The sequence below is a fragment of the Curtobacterium sp. AC268 genome (genome assembly GCF_979258745.1).
Map to the genome: position 1 here is coordinate 1,397,921 of NZ_OZ409878.1, position 13,850 is coordinate 1,411,770.

Annotated in this window: 11 protein-coding genes and 1 pseudogene; 1 reads left to right on the plus strand and 11 read right to left on the minus strand. The window is 68.9% G+C overall.

Annotation, left to right across the window (positions count from 1 at the left end; genetic code table 11):
* Positions 1–205: 205 nt before the first annotated feature.
* The 7 genes and pseudogenes from ACZZ9K_RS06595 to ACZZ9K_RS06625 form a co-directional block, all read right to left on the minus strand.
* Positions 206–1,543, minus strand: a complete 1,338-nt coding sequence (locus ACZZ9K_RS06595) for an NAD(P)/FAD-dependent oxidoreductase (protein WP_463443623.1) — start codon at positions 1,541–1,543, stop codon at positions 206–208.
* On the minus strand, positions 1,524–2,081 hold the full coding sequence (locus ACZZ9K_RS06600; RefSeq protein ID WP_463443624.1) for a GNAT family N-acetyltransferase: 558 nt from the start codon (positions 2,079–2,081) through the stop codon (positions 1,524–1,526). The genes ACZZ9K_RS06595 and ACZZ9K_RS06600 overlap by 20 nt, the downstream gene beginning before the upstream one ends.
* Positions 2,074–3,303, minus strand: coding sequence for an MFS transporter (locus ACZZ9K_RS06605; protein ID WP_463443625.1), 1,230 nt, complete (start codon positions 3,301–3,303; stop codon positions 2,074–2,076). The genes ACZZ9K_RS06600 and ACZZ9K_RS06605 overlap by 8 nt, the downstream gene beginning before the upstream one ends.
* On the minus strand, positions 3,275–4,891 hold the full coding sequence (locus ACZZ9K_RS06610) for a hypothetical protein (RefSeq protein WP_463443626.1): 1,617 nt from the start codon (positions 4,889–4,891) through the stop codon (positions 3,275–3,277). The genes ACZZ9K_RS06605 and ACZZ9K_RS06610 overlap by 29 nt, the downstream gene beginning before the upstream one ends.
* A 137-nt stretch (positions 4,892–5,028) precedes the next feature.
* On the minus strand, positions 5,029–5,637 hold the full coding sequence (locus ACZZ9K_RS06615) for a JmjC domain-containing protein (protein WP_463443627.1): 609 nt from the start codon (positions 5,635–5,637) through the stop codon (positions 5,029–5,031).
* Positions 5,613–6,200 (minus strand): annotated as a pseudogene (locus ACZZ9K_RS06620) (JmjC domain-containing protein); the annotation flags it as partial. The gene ACZZ9K_RS06615 and the pseudogene ACZZ9K_RS06620, both read right to left, overlap by 25 nt.
* Positions 6,124–7,308: a JmjC domain-containing protein gene (locus ACZZ9K_RS06625; protein WP_463443628.1), complete on the minus strand. Its 1,185-nt coding sequence runs from the start codon at positions 7,306–7,308 to the stop codon at positions 6,124–6,126. The gene ACZZ9K_RS06625 and the pseudogene ACZZ9K_RS06620, both read right to left, overlap by 77 nt.
* A gap of 542 nt (positions 7,309–7,850) precedes the next feature.
* Here ACZZ9K_RS06625 and ACZZ9K_RS06630 point away from each other — a divergent pair.
* Positions 7,851–8,246 (plus strand): transposase, encoded by a 396-nt coding sequence (locus ACZZ9K_RS06630; protein ID WP_463443629.1) that lies wholly within the window; start codon positions 7,851–7,853, stop codon positions 8,244–8,246.
* Between the two features lie 41 nt (positions 8,247–8,287).
* Here the strand turns inward: ACZZ9K_RS06630 and ACZZ9K_RS06635 are convergent, their stop codons facing one another.
* Genes ACZZ9K_RS06635 through ACZZ9K_RS06650 form a run of 4 tightly spaced genes read right to left on the minus strand, consistent with a single transcriptional unit; the run spans position 8,288 to position 13,558 of the window.
* Positions 8,288–9,562, minus strand: coding sequence for a D-arabinono-1,4-lactone oxidase (locus ACZZ9K_RS06635; protein ID WP_463443630.1), 1,275 nt, complete (start codon positions 9,560–9,562; stop codon positions 8,288–8,290).
* 17 nt (positions 9,563–9,579) lie between these two features.
* The gene (gene araA, locus ACZZ9K_RS06640) at positions 9,580–11,115 is read right to left on the minus strand and encodes an L-arabinose isomerase (protein ID WP_138804001.1); all 1,536 of its coding nucleotides are present in this window, start codon (positions 11,113–11,115) and stop codon (positions 9,580–9,582) included.
* Entirely contained in the window at positions 11,112–11,822 is a 711-nt protein-coding gene (locus ACZZ9K_RS06645) for an L-ribulose-5-phosphate 4-epimerase (RefSeq protein ID WP_110862339.1), read from the minus strand. The genes araA and ACZZ9K_RS06645 overlap by 4 nt, the downstream gene beginning before the upstream one ends.
* A complete protein-coding gene (locus ACZZ9K_RS06650; RefSeq protein WP_463443631.1) occupies positions 11,819–13,558 on the minus strand; it encodes a xylulokinase in 1,740 nt (579 codons plus the stop codon). The genes ACZZ9K_RS06645 and ACZZ9K_RS06650 overlap by 4 nt, the downstream gene beginning before the upstream one ends.
* Between the last annotated feature and the right edge of the window lie 292 nt (positions 13,559–13,850).

The window sequence follows — 13,850 nt, forward strand, 5'->3', positions numbered from 1 at the left end:
CGCGCAGCTGCCCGAGCTGCGCGCCTCGGATCGTCAACGACTCAGAACGAGTCGCGACGTCGCGGAGAGTGATCTCGAACTCGTACCGACCACGGTCGACCGCGTTGTGGCGGACCAGGGATCCAGTCCACGCCCCCGATCTCGTGCAGGCGACCTGCATGATTCGGGGGGTGACTGCGAGGAGGTCTCTGCTGAACATCTGCTGTTAACCGATCATTTCGTGAAGCGAACGAGTGGACGTCTCAAGGGACGTCGCGACGTCGAGGGCCACCGCCGGAGCCATCGCAAATCCGCCGGTGTTGTGGCCAGTGACCAGGTGCACCGAGCCAGATCCTGTCCGCCGGACGTCGTGGAGCGGCACGGAGTCTGCCGTCCAGGGGCGCACGCAGAATCGCGGCTCCGCGATCTGCTCTGCGAGATTCGCCCGTAAGCTGGCCCGCGGGAACAGCGCGCGGCACAGCGCGACGATGTCTTCGGTCATCGCGCGAAGCGCATCCGGAGCCACGTCGTCCGGGTCCTCCCCGGTGTGCCCGTAGCCGGAACCGACCAGGAGCGCCGGACGGCCTTCGTGCACCCCGACCGTGATGTTCGCGTCCTCACACGCTGCCCCGGGGCGCCGGACCTTCATCGAGTGCCTCACGCCGTAGACGTCCGGCAGCGCGATCCAGGCACCGACCATCCCGGTCACCGTGGAGCGGAATCCGCTTGCGTGAGCCAGCGGGTTACCAGAAGCACCGACCGCGAGGACGACGTGTCGTGCGGGCAGGCGGCCACCGTCATGCGTACACACGGTGTGCTGCTGGTGATTCCCATCCGGGCTGAGTACACGTTCGACCACCGTCTCGAAGTGGAGTTGCCCACCCGCTGCGACGATCGCCGTGATCATCGAAAGCATCACCCGGTGAACGTCGACGGTGAAACCATCGACCCAGATCCCTCCGGCGACGGTCCTGGGATGCCGTTCCCTGAGCGCGGGTACCTCGTCGCCGACCTCATCAGCGGCGACCACGCGGATGAGGTCGCCCAGACGTCGGTGCCGTTCGACGGCGTGCAGGTGTGCAGCCCGTGTCGAGTACCCGCGGAACACGATGTCGTGTCTGCGGTGTTCGTGCCCGCTCGGGAGCGACGCGAGGAGCTCGTCCCAGAGCCGTCCAGCCCGCAGGGTCGTCGCGTACACCGCGGCTGCGCGGTCCCCCGCGGACGGGCGGTCAACCGCGGGAGGTCGCCCTGTCAGGGACCTCGGCGAGCGCGCTCTGAAGTCGAGGCCACCTGGTCCCCAAGGGATCGTGGATTGGTCCACGTCACCGTCGAGTCCGAAGAACTCGTCGTACACGTCGGCCTCGGTCCGCGTGTACATCCGTGCACCGAGGCCAGCCCAGGACGCGCCGAGACCGTGGTCGGTCAAGGTCTTCCTCGGATCCTTGCCCCGGTCGAGGACGCGGACCCGCTGCCCCGAGCGCAACAGCGTCAGTGCGGTGGTCAGGCCGACGATTCCCGCGCCGACCACCACCACCTCGCCCAGCTCAGCCCGCGATGTCGTCATGGATGTGCTCCTTGTTCCGATGGTGGACCCATCTGCCGTAGCCGCGAGGCTCCGCCTGGGTGTCGTAGGTCCGGAGCGCTCTCCAGGACCTGTCGCGGACGAGTCCGAGACGATCCGCGACCCGCTGACTGGCCACGTTGTCGAGGGCGACAAACGCGGAGATCTCGTCCAACTCGGTCGGGCTGCACTCAGCGAGGACTGCGCGCCCTGCAGCGGTGGCGTAGCCATTCCCCCAGTGCTCACGCGCGAGGCGCCAAGCAATCTCCAGGTGCTCGCCGTCGGAGGTCCAGGTCGTGTGCGCAACCCCGGCCAGGCCGACCAGCTCGTCCTCGGCGCTGCGGACAGGGCGGAGTCCTGATCCGGTACAGGCGAGCTCACGCATCCACCCATCGATTGCTTGGTGTGTCCGTGCAGCGCTCATCGGGCCGCCGAGGTACCGCATCACGTCGGCGTCGCGGTGCATCGCCACCACGAGTGCTCGGTCGCCACACCGCCAGTCGTCGAGGCGCACGAATGGCTCACGGGCGCGCTCAGGCATTGCTACTCCCCGCTCGCGCCGGCCCGGTCCGGCGCAGGATCACACTCGCGCAGACCGTCACCAGGAGCGCCGCTGCACCGATGACGATGTAGGTGCCGCGCGGGTCGAGCACCTGCAACAACACTCCGCCTAGGAGGAACCCGCCGAACGGAGCCGCATTCGAGACCGCGCCGAGTGCAGCGAAAGCACGGCCGACGTGGGCCTCGTCGACGCGGGTGTTGATGAAGATGTGCAAGCTCGATGCCATCCCCCCGTTCCCGAGCCCTCCAACCACGTTGAGTGCGATGACGACCCAGATCGATGGTGCGAGCCCCTCCCCGAAGAGCGCGACACCCATGAGCGCGAAGGCCGTGACGAGCGCGGTCCCTACGTTCCGTCGCGCGATCCGTGTCACGAGCAGGCCGCCTGCGACGACACCGACCACCCACATCGTCTCGACCACGCCGAACTGTCGTGCATCTCCCCCAAGGGTCTCGCGGATCAGGAACACCGCCGCGACGCTGTTCGCGCTGACGAACAGGACGACTGCTCCGGCGGCGGCGAGCACGGTGAGGAGCACATGGTCCCGCAGTACCGAGTAGGCACGGGCCGATTCCGTCATTGACGGTCCGGTTGACGGTGGTCCCGTGATGGCTGGCCCCAGGCGGAGGAACAGGGCGATCAGGCCGACGATGAGCGAACAGCACGCAGTCGCGCAGAGCGCGAGGGTGATGCCGCCGATCGCGAACAGGACGCCACCTGCCGCCGGCGCCGCGAGCATCGCGACCTGGACCGAGGTCTGCGACGCGGCGGAGGTGCGTGCGACCTGGCCCGGTTGCGCGAGCTTGCGCGGGAGCGAGCTGTAGAGCGGGTTCACCAAGGCGAGGCCGGAGGCGACGACCAGGATGCCCCCGATCAGAACCGGGATCTGGCTTGACGAGGCCATCACGAGGAGTACGACGACCTGCACACTCGCCACTGCGACGATCAGGACCTTCGGATGAGCCCGGTCGGACAATCGTCCGCTCAGCGGCGCGAGCACGATCGGCGGAACCGCCGCGGCGACCAGGCCCACCACCACGAGGTACGCGGACTCCCCCCGCTCCTGCAGGAGCAGCGTGATGGCCGTCGCAGCGAGGAGATCTCCGAAGAACGAGAGCGCCCGCATGCTGATCGCGGCGGTGAGGATCATCGAAGAGCGGGTGCGAGCGACGTCACCGCGCAGCGAAGTGCTGTGCGACATTGTTTCCTTTCAAGTCGACGTTGGATGCAATGGCGAGTGCCACGCCGCAGCGGAGGGCCGGTGACGGGTGGATACCCACCTCCAGCGAGCCGCGGCCGTCGTGACGCGCACTGCCGCGGAACCGGGTGGCCCACAGGCTCAGGAACCGGAGGGTTTGCAAGCGCGTGACGCCACCGCCGGAGAGGTCCTCCCGGGCAGCGACGACCGCCCATCGGAAGCCGAGTGCGTCACACAGGAGTTCGCGACGTTCCTGCAGGGTGTAAGACCGGTCGGGACGTTCCGCGTCGAGTGCGCGGTCGATCCCGATCTGCCGGCACCAGCGGTCGACCTCGGCGGGTTCACGGGGAACGATGGCGTGCGCGAGTTCGTGCCCGACGACGCCACCGAAGTACGCGTAGTCACCGAGGTCGGCTTCACCTTCACCGAGCATCGGGTAGCTCAGCATCGCGACGGGGAAGGTGACGCTGTTCGTGCTGTTCCGGTACGAGACGCTCGTCGAGAACGCGCGGAGATGTTCGGTCGGCGGAGATGCCCCGCACAGCGCCGCCCGCCGGCGCTCCGCAGCTCCCGCGACATTCGCGATGACGGACGAGGCGTTGTGCTCGGTCGGGGACGAGACGGCGGCACCGACGTCATCGCCGAATTCGAAGCGGACGTCGCGCAACCTCGCCAGGCCCGCGGCGTCCAGCAGCTCTTCGACGACCGCGTCGTGCCGCGCCGCGGTCGCGACGCGCTGCGTCATGCCCCGAGCCGTCCGGAGTTTGCCGAGGTTGCGCGAGTACGTGCGGTAGAAGTTGTCCGTACCCCGCGGGAAAACCGTCTTCAACAGCGACGCGAGCCGATCCTCACGAGGGCGCGCGCGAACCCTTCCCAGGACGCGGCCGGCGAAGAACGCCGAGTTCCGGACGAGGACGTCTTCGGACACGTAGGGGCCGAGCTCGTAGAGCGTCCTGCCGGTCAGCCAAGCGGCCTGGTCCGTCTCGCGAGCGGCTCCCCACGCGACGAGGGCAGCAGCGTCGTTCGAGGGCGCGACGACAACACTCCCGAGCGCCTCGGCGAGCATGGCGCCGAACCGACCACCGATCACGACCATGCCGGAAGTGGTATCTGAATCGACGGTCCGTGCTCGGACGGTCGCGCGGTCGAGATCGTAGCTCGCCGACGCCGACACGCCGGGCAGCTCGACTCCACAAGAGCTGGCGAGGAACACCATGTGGTCGATGTACTCCGCACGGAGCGTGCTGCCGCTGTACCAGCTCAGTGGGAACGGAAGTCCGGCCGCGGTGACCTGGAGAGCTGAGGCCCCACTGCTGCCACTGCTGTGCTTCACGCGGCCGACGACCGTCGCGGGCCCGCCCCAGCCCGCGACCACCCGGGCCACCGCGGCGCGAAGTGGGTCGCCTCCGCGATCCAGATCGGCCACGAGTCCTCGGATGACGCGTCGCTCGCGGTCGACGTCGAACGCATCGGTGAAGAGCTCTGCCAGGCGTTCGAGGGCGGGCTCCGCACGGCGCGGCCGCGCGGCCCACAGCCCTGTCCATTCGTCCTCGATCGCGAAACGCAGAGTCTCGTTGAGCGGACGACTCATCGCAGCGTGACTCGCCTCCCAACGGTCATTCACGAGCGCGAGCACATGTGCGCCCGATCTCGCGTGCCCCACCGCCGCCGGGTCGTCAACTGTCCGCCAAGCCGCCAACGTCACGCCCGGACGTGCATCGATCGACATCACTCGACGATCCCGACTCTGTGGAGCTGCTTCAGCAGTCGGACCTTCGTCGGCAGGCCTCCGGTGGGTACCGGGAGGTCGTTCGCACAGAATCCACGGGTCGATGCCCGGTCCGAGAGCAACAACTCGACGACGTCCAGCGGGACGTCCATCGTGACCCCGTTCGCCTTGACCCTGGAAGTTGCTCCGGACGTCCGCTCGACGACCTCGAGCACGCCTACCCGGGTACGCACCACAGAGTGGCCGGTGAGCACGTCCGCGCGTGCGAGGCCCGCCAGCGAACCGACGACGCGACCGAGGGTGGACGGAGCAGGTCGGACCGCCGCAACCATCTCCGATTCCAGCGCAGCAAGCCGTGTGGCCATCGGTGTAGTGACAGCATCCGCGAGCAGGTCGCTGAATTCTGCTCGGATCCACCCGAGCCTGGGCTCGGCAGCGAGCCCGAACGACAGGTGCATGCTGAGCTCCTGTGTCGCAGACGCGGCGTGGGGCGTTCCGGCGGGCAGGTAGAGGACGTCACCGGGCTCCAGGGTGACCTCGAGAGCTGGACAACCGAGCTCAGCGACGTCGTGCTCACGGTTCGCGACGGACCCCCTGGCCGGGCCCACACGCGCCAGTCCTTCGTGCCCACGGTCTGCAGCACCACGACGTCGGACGCATCTGCATGAGGACGGAATCCAGCGTTCCCCGCGGGCGTCACGAACAGCACTGCTTCGGCCGACGTGCCGAACGCCTCCTCGACGGCCGCGACGATCGCCGCGGAACGCGGCTCGATGTGGTGCAAGTCGTTCACCGAGAGGGTCGCCCCCGTGCGCATGAGCTCCCCGACCGCTGCAGGGTCAACCGCGGTCACCACCTGGTAACCCTTCTGATGACGCAGGTACGCCTGTGCGGGTACCGGAGCCCCGCCCCTGACCATGCGTACCGTGGCGGGATTCAGCGCACGCAACGCCAAGACCTCGTCGATCTGCTCTGCTCCGGGCAGTCCGTGCAACTCATGGTCAGCGATGCCGACGAGGAGGCACGCCTCGCTCGAGCCACGCTCGACGATTGCAGCGTGGACGTCGTCCACCCAGTTCCGGTCCACGGCGGGCTCAGCCTTGCACAGGCTCGAAGGCGCCGAGCCGGACGAGCGCTTTAGTAAGAGCGGCAACACGTTCCGGGGAAGCATCGTCCCCGATCAATTCGGAGGGCACGACGTCTGTTCCCGTCGGAATGTTCTCGACACGTCGGGCAAGGGCAGTTTCGAGTGCAAAACGCAAGCCGCCTGACTCCAGCATCGTTCGGCCGTCGGTCATGGCTGAGAATGAAGCGTCTCGGGAATTTCTCCGCAGGAGCGTCTGCGATGTCAGCGAGCTCTCTCGAACGCTGTTTGCGAGCACGTTTCCGGCCGAGCCTCCAAGAAGGTGACGACCATGTTCTCGAGCGTTTTCCCAAGCCTCCGCAACATCGACCGAACGGAGTTCATCCAGGAGCGCATCAATGGTTCCGCGGAACTCGTCGACAATGACGCCATCAGCCACTTTAGCAAGCGGCGGATACTCCATCGCGCCGATCGAATCCAATGCATCCGACACGAGGTCTTCGAGCAGATGACGCCACATCCTCGGGCGCATCATGACCGAGAGATGCAGCGAAGGCTCGTCGAGAGCCATCGCCTGGTGCGGCGTACCGTACGGGAGGTACAGCACGTCGCCGGCCTTGAGCTCGCGATCGATGACCGGTGCGCCCAACTTGTCCTCGTCGTAGGAGGCGCTCTCGGCGCGACGGTCGTCCGCGACGTCCCAGAGACGCCACCGTTTCGACCCGCTGAGCTGCACGATGAAGAGGTCGACACCGTCGTGGTGGGCAGGGTAGCCCTTCTTCCCAGCCGGCGTCATGAAGCCCACTGCGTCCACCCGGACACACATGTGCTCGGCGACCATCCGAGTGAACGCCCGCACCTTCGAGTTGTAGTGGTTGATCGAAGCCCAGGTCAACGTGCCACCTGCGCGGTACAGCGCAGCAGCCTTCTCGGGGTCAACGACGCGCGTCTGCGTCTCACCCTGGACCACGATGTCCCTGGTGTAGCCCTGCTCAGGGACGCCCTGTCCGTTCAGGTTGATCTTGAAGTACGGGAACTTGATGGTTTCAGAGTGCAACAGGTCGTCGAAGTCCTCGACTCCCATGAGGTCCTCGGCAACGTTCGGCAGCGCACGCTCCCGGAACTGCGGCTTACGGTTGAACGTCTCCGCGAGGAAGTCGGCGAAGTCGCCGGTCAGGTCCTCAATCTCGATCATCTTCCACTCCTCGTTGGATGTGTTCCGAATACGCGGTCGACGGGACCGCAGTTCGAGGCTGGGTGACGAAGATTTCCCCCGCCACCCAGCCTCTATGCCTTCAGCCTGAGCCTCAGACGATGTTCACGTAAGCCGACATAGCGATGAGCTCAGAGTCGGTCTCGACGAACTCGATGTCCGCGAAGTCATTCTTGGTCTCCATTGGTTTCCCTCCTCCCAGTGATCCGCCGACCGCCCTATTCGGCCGGTGAAAAGAATTAAACACTGACCCCGACCACCGGTCAACGTTTACGAGACAAGGCTTCAACCGTCCGCGAATCCACCGCATAGACATGTATTAGTGTCGGAGCGCCGAGACTTGCTCTCGACGTTTGCGAGCCTTGAAATCGGCAAAGATTCATGTCTCGTAATTGCACACAAGGGGGGACCGACGCCTTCTGCACGAACCGAAGGCAACGATCGTTGAACCTGTCATCGACGTTGATGTCCGCTGGTTCCGGGGGAGGGGGCGTGGGTCCGCAAGAGATTGAAAGGGACTCACTATGTGGCGTTACCAACTGCTGTCCGACAGGCAGTGGAAGCTCATCGCTGATCGACTTCCACATCACACCGGGCAGAAAGGGCGGCCGTTCGCGGACGGTCGACGAGTCGTCGAAGGAATCGTCTACCGGCATCGAACCGGCATCGCTTGGCGACAGCTGCCGGCGGCGTTCGGTCCGTGGCAGACCATCTGGGCCTGGCACAAGCGCCTGGTCGAGAGCGGCGAGTGGCGGGTGATCATGTCCGTGCTCGCCGGTGCTGGTGAACGGGTGGGACCGCCGGTGTGGTCAGGCACTGTCGACGTGCCGTTTGCACGCGCTCATCGTCGTGCCTCGTCGGTTTCCCGCGCTGGCAGAGGCTTCATCGAGCTCCAGATCGACGGGGCCCGCACGGAATGATCGACTCGGGCGGGGGCGGCGCGATGTCTCCCCCGCCCGCGTCAGGACAGGATGCGCGCGAGGAACGCGTTCCGGAACCGCCCCGTGGGGTCGAGGTCCCGGGCGAGTGCGGCGAAGTCGGACAGCCGCGGGTACGCCTCGTGCAGCCGCTCGGCACTCGCGGCGGAGACCTTGCCCCAGTGCGGCCGCGGGTCGAAGGGCTCGAGCACGTCCTCGATCCGGGCGACCGCCGCGGCCACGGCGGCGGCGTCGCGGCGGAACGTGAAGTGCAGGCCGACCGACTGCCGACCGGACGACGGCGCGAGCCAGGCGGTGTCGGCCGCGATGGTGCGGACCTCGGCGGCGATGAGGATCGGGGCGAACAGCGACGCCAGCGGTCGGAGCGCCTCGAGCGCCTCCACCGCGGAGGCTGCGGGGATCAGGTACTCCGCCTGGATCTCGGCCCCGGTCGACGGGGTGAACGAGGACCGGAAGTGCGGCAGCCGCTCCGACCACGGCCCCGGCACGCCGCCCTGCTCGGTGACCCCGGCAGGGTCGTTCTCGCCCGGGTGCACCGGACCCGATGCCGCTCGGGCGCCCAGGGCGACGAGGTCGACGGTCGGTGCGACCTCGTCGACGCGGTGCTTGACCCAGACCTGCCGGGCACCGCGGTCGTCGAACGACGTGAACATCGACACCGAGTACGCGTCGGACATCACCCGGTCGAACTGCGCGGCGACGGCGTCCCACGGAAGGTCGAGGTGCACCGTCGTGGCGACCTGGAACGTCGGCTCGATCGCGAGCTCCACCGCGGTGACGACGCCGAGCGCACCGATCCCCACCCGGTGGGCGTCGAGCAGCCCGTCGGGCGACGAGGCGTCGACGTGCACGAGTTCACCGGAGGCGCGGACGACGTCGAGGCCGACCACCGCCTGCGCGAGCGACGGGTTCCGCACACCGGAGCCGTGCGTGCCCGTGGCGACGGCCCCGGCCGTGGAGATGTGCGGCAGGGACGCGAGGTTCCCCAGTGCCCAGCCACGGGCCTCCAGACCGGCCGCGACCTGGCTGTGCGTCATGCCGGCCGCGACCCGCACGACGCGACGCGACGTGTCGATGTCGAGCACGGGCGGCAGGTCCGACAACGCGACCTGGACGGCATCGGTGTCGGCGATGGTGTTGAACGAGTGTCGCGAGCCGAGCGCCGTCAGGCGCGGCGTCGAGGCGACGAGCTGCTGGAGCTCGGCCACCGACGTCGGCCGGGCCAGCGCCGAGGCGCGGTAGGCGACGTTGCCCGCCCAGTTGGTGCGGGTGCGCTCGGCCGCGATCACGTCGTCCATCGTGGGTCCTGACTCCTCTAGAAGCCGCGGTCCAGACGGTGCCACGTCTGCTGGAGACGCAGCTCGTCGCGGAACCCGCGTGCGGTGGTGTGCTCGTCGATGACCAGGAACTCGGTACCGACCATGGTCGCGAAGTCCTCGACGACCTGCAGGCCGACCGCCGTCGTCATCACGGTGTGGTGGGCGGCGCCGGCGGTGAGCCAGGCCTCGGCGGCGACGGGGAACGACGGCCGGGGCTCCCAGACCGCGCGGCCCACGGGCAGCTTCGGCAGGGCCTCGGTCGGGGGCACGACGTCGACGACGTTGGCGGTGAGGCGGAAGCCGTCGCGGGTGTCGGACAGCGCGACGACGACGGCCTCGCCGGAGTCGGCGGTGAAGACCAGGCGGACCGGGTCGTCCTTGCCGCCGATGCCGAGGGGGTGGATCTCGAGCGTCGGCTTCGTGGTGGTGAGCGTCGGCGAGACCTCGAGCATGTGCGCCCCGAGGATCTTCTCGGCGCCCGGGGTGAGGTCGTACGTGTAGTCCTCCATCAGGGAGGCACCACCGGGCAGGCCGGCACCGGCGACGTTCATCGCGCGGACCAGGACCGCCGTCTTCCAATCGCCCTCGGCACCGAAGCCGTAGCCGTCGGCCATCAGTCGCTGCACGGCCAGGCCCGGCAGCTGCTTGAGCGAGCCGAGGTCCTCGAAGTTCGTGGTGAACGCGGCGCTGCCGTTCTGCGCGAGCAGGGTGCGGAGGCCGATCTCGATGGCGGCACCGTCGCGGAGCGCGGCGTGCCGTTCGCCGCCGGCGCTGCGGAGTGACGGGTCCACGTCGTAGTCGCGCTCGTACGTCGCCACGAGTGCGTCGACCGCTGCCGTGTCCGCTGCTGCGGCGTCCACCGCTGCCGCGAGCTCGTTGACGGCCCACGTGTTGACCTGCACGCCGAGCTCGATCTCGGCCTCGGTCTTGTCGCCCTCGGTCACGGCGACGTAGCGCATGTTGTCGCCGAAGCGGGTCAACTTCAGCTCACGGACGGCCGCGGCGCCGGCGGCGGCACGGGTCCAGTTCGCGACCCGCTGCTGGACGCGGGGGTCCGAGACGTGGCCGACGGCCGTGGCGTGCCGGACGCCGAGGCGGGCCAGGGCGTAGCCGAACTCACGGTCGCCGTGCGCGGCCTGGTTGAGGTTCATGAAGTCGAAGTCGATGTCCGCCCAGGGCAGCGTGACGTTCGCCTGCGTGTGCAGGTGCAGCAGCGGCTTGGTCAGCGCCTGCAGGCCGCCGATCCACATCTTGGCCGGGCTGAACGTGTGCATCCACGTGGTGACCCCGATGACCCTGTCGTCGGCGCTTGCCTCGATGAGCGCCCGGCGGATGCCGTCGGCGTCCTTGAGCACGGGCTTCCAGACCAGCTTCACCGGCAGGTGCCCGGCGAGTTCCGCGTGGACGGCCCTGCTCTGCTCCTCGACCTGGCGCAGGGTCTCCTCGCCGTAGAGCCCCTGGGAGCCGGTGAGGAACCAGACCTCGTAGCTGTCGAGCGTTTCCTGGGGGTCGACGGTGGTGTCCTGCGTCATCGCATGGCTCCTTCGGGGTTCTGTCCGTAGACGTTCTGGTAGCGATCGAAGAGTCGATCGATGTCTGCTTCGGGGATCGGCACCGCATCGCCGAGCTGCCGCGAGATGTGGACGGTCCGTGCGACGTCCTCGCACATCACGGCCGCCTTGACGGCGTCCTTCGCGTCCTTGCCGATCGTGAAGACGCCGTGGTTCTGCATCAGGACCGCGCGGCTGCGGTGGCCGCTCAGGGTGTCGACGATCCCGTGACCGATCGAGTCGTCGCCGATGATCGCGAACGGGCCGACCGGGATGGGTCCGCCGAACTCGTCCGCCATCGCCGTGATCACGCACGGGATCGCCTCGGCGCGGGCGGCCCAGGCGGTGGCGTACGTCGAGTGGGTGTGCACGACACCGCCGACCTCGGGCATGTTCCGGTACACGTAGGCGTGCGCGGCGGTGTCGCTGGACGGGCCGTGCTCGTTGCCCCAGCCCTCGGCCGGCACGCCGTCGAGGGTGCAGACGACCTGGTTCTCGGGCGTCAGGTCGTCGCTCGACACCCCGCTCGGCTTGATGACGAACAGGTCCGTGCCGGGCACGCGCTCGGAGACGTTGCCGCCGGTCCAGATCACGAGGCCGTAGCGGACGAGTTCGCCGTGCAGGCGCGCGACGCGCTCCCGCGTCGTCGCCACCGCCTGGCGTGTGGTCTCGTCGATCGCGTCCGTCATCGGGTCACTTCCTTCTGGGTCGTCTCGGTCGTGTCGGCCTGGAGGCCCGGCCCGGCTGCCGTCGTCGGCTCGCCGCCGTCGGTGGTCGCGCTGGGGCGGGTCGCCGCCGCGGCGACGTCCTGCACGGGCAGTGCGGCCCGGTAGCGCTCCAGGTACCTCTGGAACCCGGCGACGTCCGCCGGCTCGGGTTCGGCCACGTGCACGGCGTCCCCGCCGAACACGGTGTCGGACAGGTAGTCGGCGAGCTGCTGGTCGGTGTGCTCGAGGTAGGCGGCCAGGACGGCGATCCCCCACGCACCGCCTTCGCCCGCGGTCTCCTCGAGCGCGATCGGCACGCGCAACGCCGCCGCGAGGAGCCGCTGCGGGCTGCCGGGCGTGCGGAACAGCCCGCCGTGCGCGGTCATGCGGTCGACCTGCACCTGTTCGCCGTGCAGGACGTCCATGCCGATGGCCAGGGTCGCGAACGCGCCGTGCACCTCGGAGCGCACCAGGTTGCCGAGCGTGAAGCGTGCGCCGGGGGTGCGGAGCAGCAGGGGCCGGCCGTCCTCGACGTGGGTGACGGGTTCGCCGGCCAGGTAGTTGAAGGAGAGCAGGCCGCCGGCGTCGGGGTCGGTGCCGTCGGCGACGGCCTCGGCGAGCAGGGTGGCGTAGACGTCGTCGATGCCGATCGGCGTCGCGCCGATCGGCGTCGCGCCGGTCCGCTCGCTCGAGGCCTCGGCGAAGCGTCCGAACACCCGGGCCCAGCTCGCGATCTCGCTCGCGCCGTTGTTGCAGTGCACCATCGCCACGGCATCGCCGGCCGGGGTGGTGACGACGTCGAGTTCCTCGTGCGCGGTGGTCAGCGGCTGCTCGAGCACGACCATCGCGAAGATGCTCGTGCCGACGCTGACGTTGCCGGTGCGCGGGGCGACGGCGTTCGTCGCGACCATGCCGGTTCCGGCGTCGCCCTCGGGCGGGCAGAGCGGTGCGCCGGGTTCGAGCGTGCCGGTCGGGTCGAGCCAGGTCGCGCCCTCGGGGGTCAGCTCACCGGCGTCCGCGCCGGCGACGAGGACCTCGGGCAGCAGGGACCGCAGGTCCGGCACGCCGATCAGGTCCTGCGCGGTGGCGAGCATGGCGTGGTCGAAGTCCTTCGCGCCCGGGTCTCCGGGGCCGCTGTCGACGGGGCCGCCCTCGATGGGGAACATGCCGCTCGCGTCACCGACGCCCAGGACGTTCCGCCCGGTCAGGCGTCGGTGCACGTAGCCCGCCAGGGTCGTGACACCGGCGATCTCGGCCACGTGCGGCTCGTCGTCGAGGACCGCCTGGTACAGGTGGGCGATCGACCACCGCAGCGGGATGTTGAACCCGAGGGCCTCGCTGAGCCGTTCGGCCGCGGGGCCGGTGGAGGTGTTGCGCCAGGTGCGGAACGGCACGAGCAGCTCGCCCGCGGCGTCGAACGCCAGGTAGCCGTGCATCATCGCACTCACGCCCACGGCGCGGTACGTGGTGGGAGTGAGGCCGTACTGCATCTCGACATCGGCCACCAGGGCGGCGTACGCGGCCTGGAGTCCGGTCTCGACGGCCTCGAGCGAGTAGGTCCAGCGGCCGTCGACGTACTCGTTCTCCCACTCGTGGGAACCGGCCGCGATGGGCACGAGGTCCTCGTCCACCAGGCAGGCCTTGATGCGGGTGGAGCCGAGCTCGATCCCCAGTGTGGTGCGGCCGTCCACGATCCGCTGTCGGCGGTCGTCACCCATGCGTTCCTCCAGAACCTCGTCGTCCCCAGTGAGCGCTCACATCCTGGCACGTGAGCGCTCACTCACGCAACGCCGCGGCGCGCCGCCCGCCCGCCAGTCCGGCTCGTCCGGTCGCCCCCGCCCGCCCCGCTCCTCCGCCCTCCCGCCGGCCCCACCGGTCGAAACACCCCGCTCAGTTCCCCCCACCGGTCACGAAACGTCGTCCAGCGCATCGGTGGCCGACCGTTCCTGACCACTCGACGTCGCACGCACGACGGGTCGTGACCGTGCGGCGAACGAGGGGCGACGACGA

Coding starts and splice junctions, on each gene's coding strand:
- ACZZ9K_RS06610 (WP_463443626.1), bottom strand. CDS start 4,891: ATGAGTCGTCCGCTCAACGAGACTCTGCGTTTCGCGATCGAGGACGAA.
- ACZZ9K_RS06605 (WP_463443625.1), bottom strand. CDS start 3,303: ATGTCGCACAGCACTTCGCTGCGCGGTGACGTCGCTCGCACCCGCTCT.
- ACZZ9K_RS06630 (WP_463443629.1), top strand. CDS start 7,851: ATGTGGCGTTACCAACTGCTGTCCGACAGGCAGTGGAAGCTCATCGCT.
- ACZZ9K_RS06650 (WP_463443631.1), bottom strand. CDS start 13,558: ATGGGTGACGACCGCCGACAGCGGATCGTGGACGGCCGCACCACACTG.
- ACZZ9K_RS06645 (WP_110862339.1), bottom strand. CDS start 11,822: ATGACGGACGCGATCGACGAGACCACACGCCAGGCGGTGGCGACGACG.
- ACZZ9K_RS06595 (WP_463443623.1), bottom strand. CDS start 1,543: ATGACGACATCGCGGGCTGAGCTGGGCGAGGTGGTGGTGGTCGGCGCG.
- ACZZ9K_RS06600 (WP_463443624.1), bottom strand. CDS start 2,081: ATGCCTGAGCGCGCCCGTGAGCCATTCGTGCGCCTCGACGACTGGCGG.
- ACZZ9K_RS06625 (WP_463443628.1), bottom strand. CDS start 7,308: ATGATCGAGATTGAGGACCTGACCGGCGACTTCGCCGACTTCCTCGCG.
- ACZZ9K_RS06635 (WP_463443630.1), bottom strand. CDS start 9,562: ATGGACGACGTGATCGCGGCCGAGCGCACCCGCACCAACTGGGCGGGC.
- araA (WP_138804001.1), bottom strand. CDS start 11,115: ATGACGCAGGACACCACCGTCGACCCCCAGGAAACGCTCGACAGCTAC.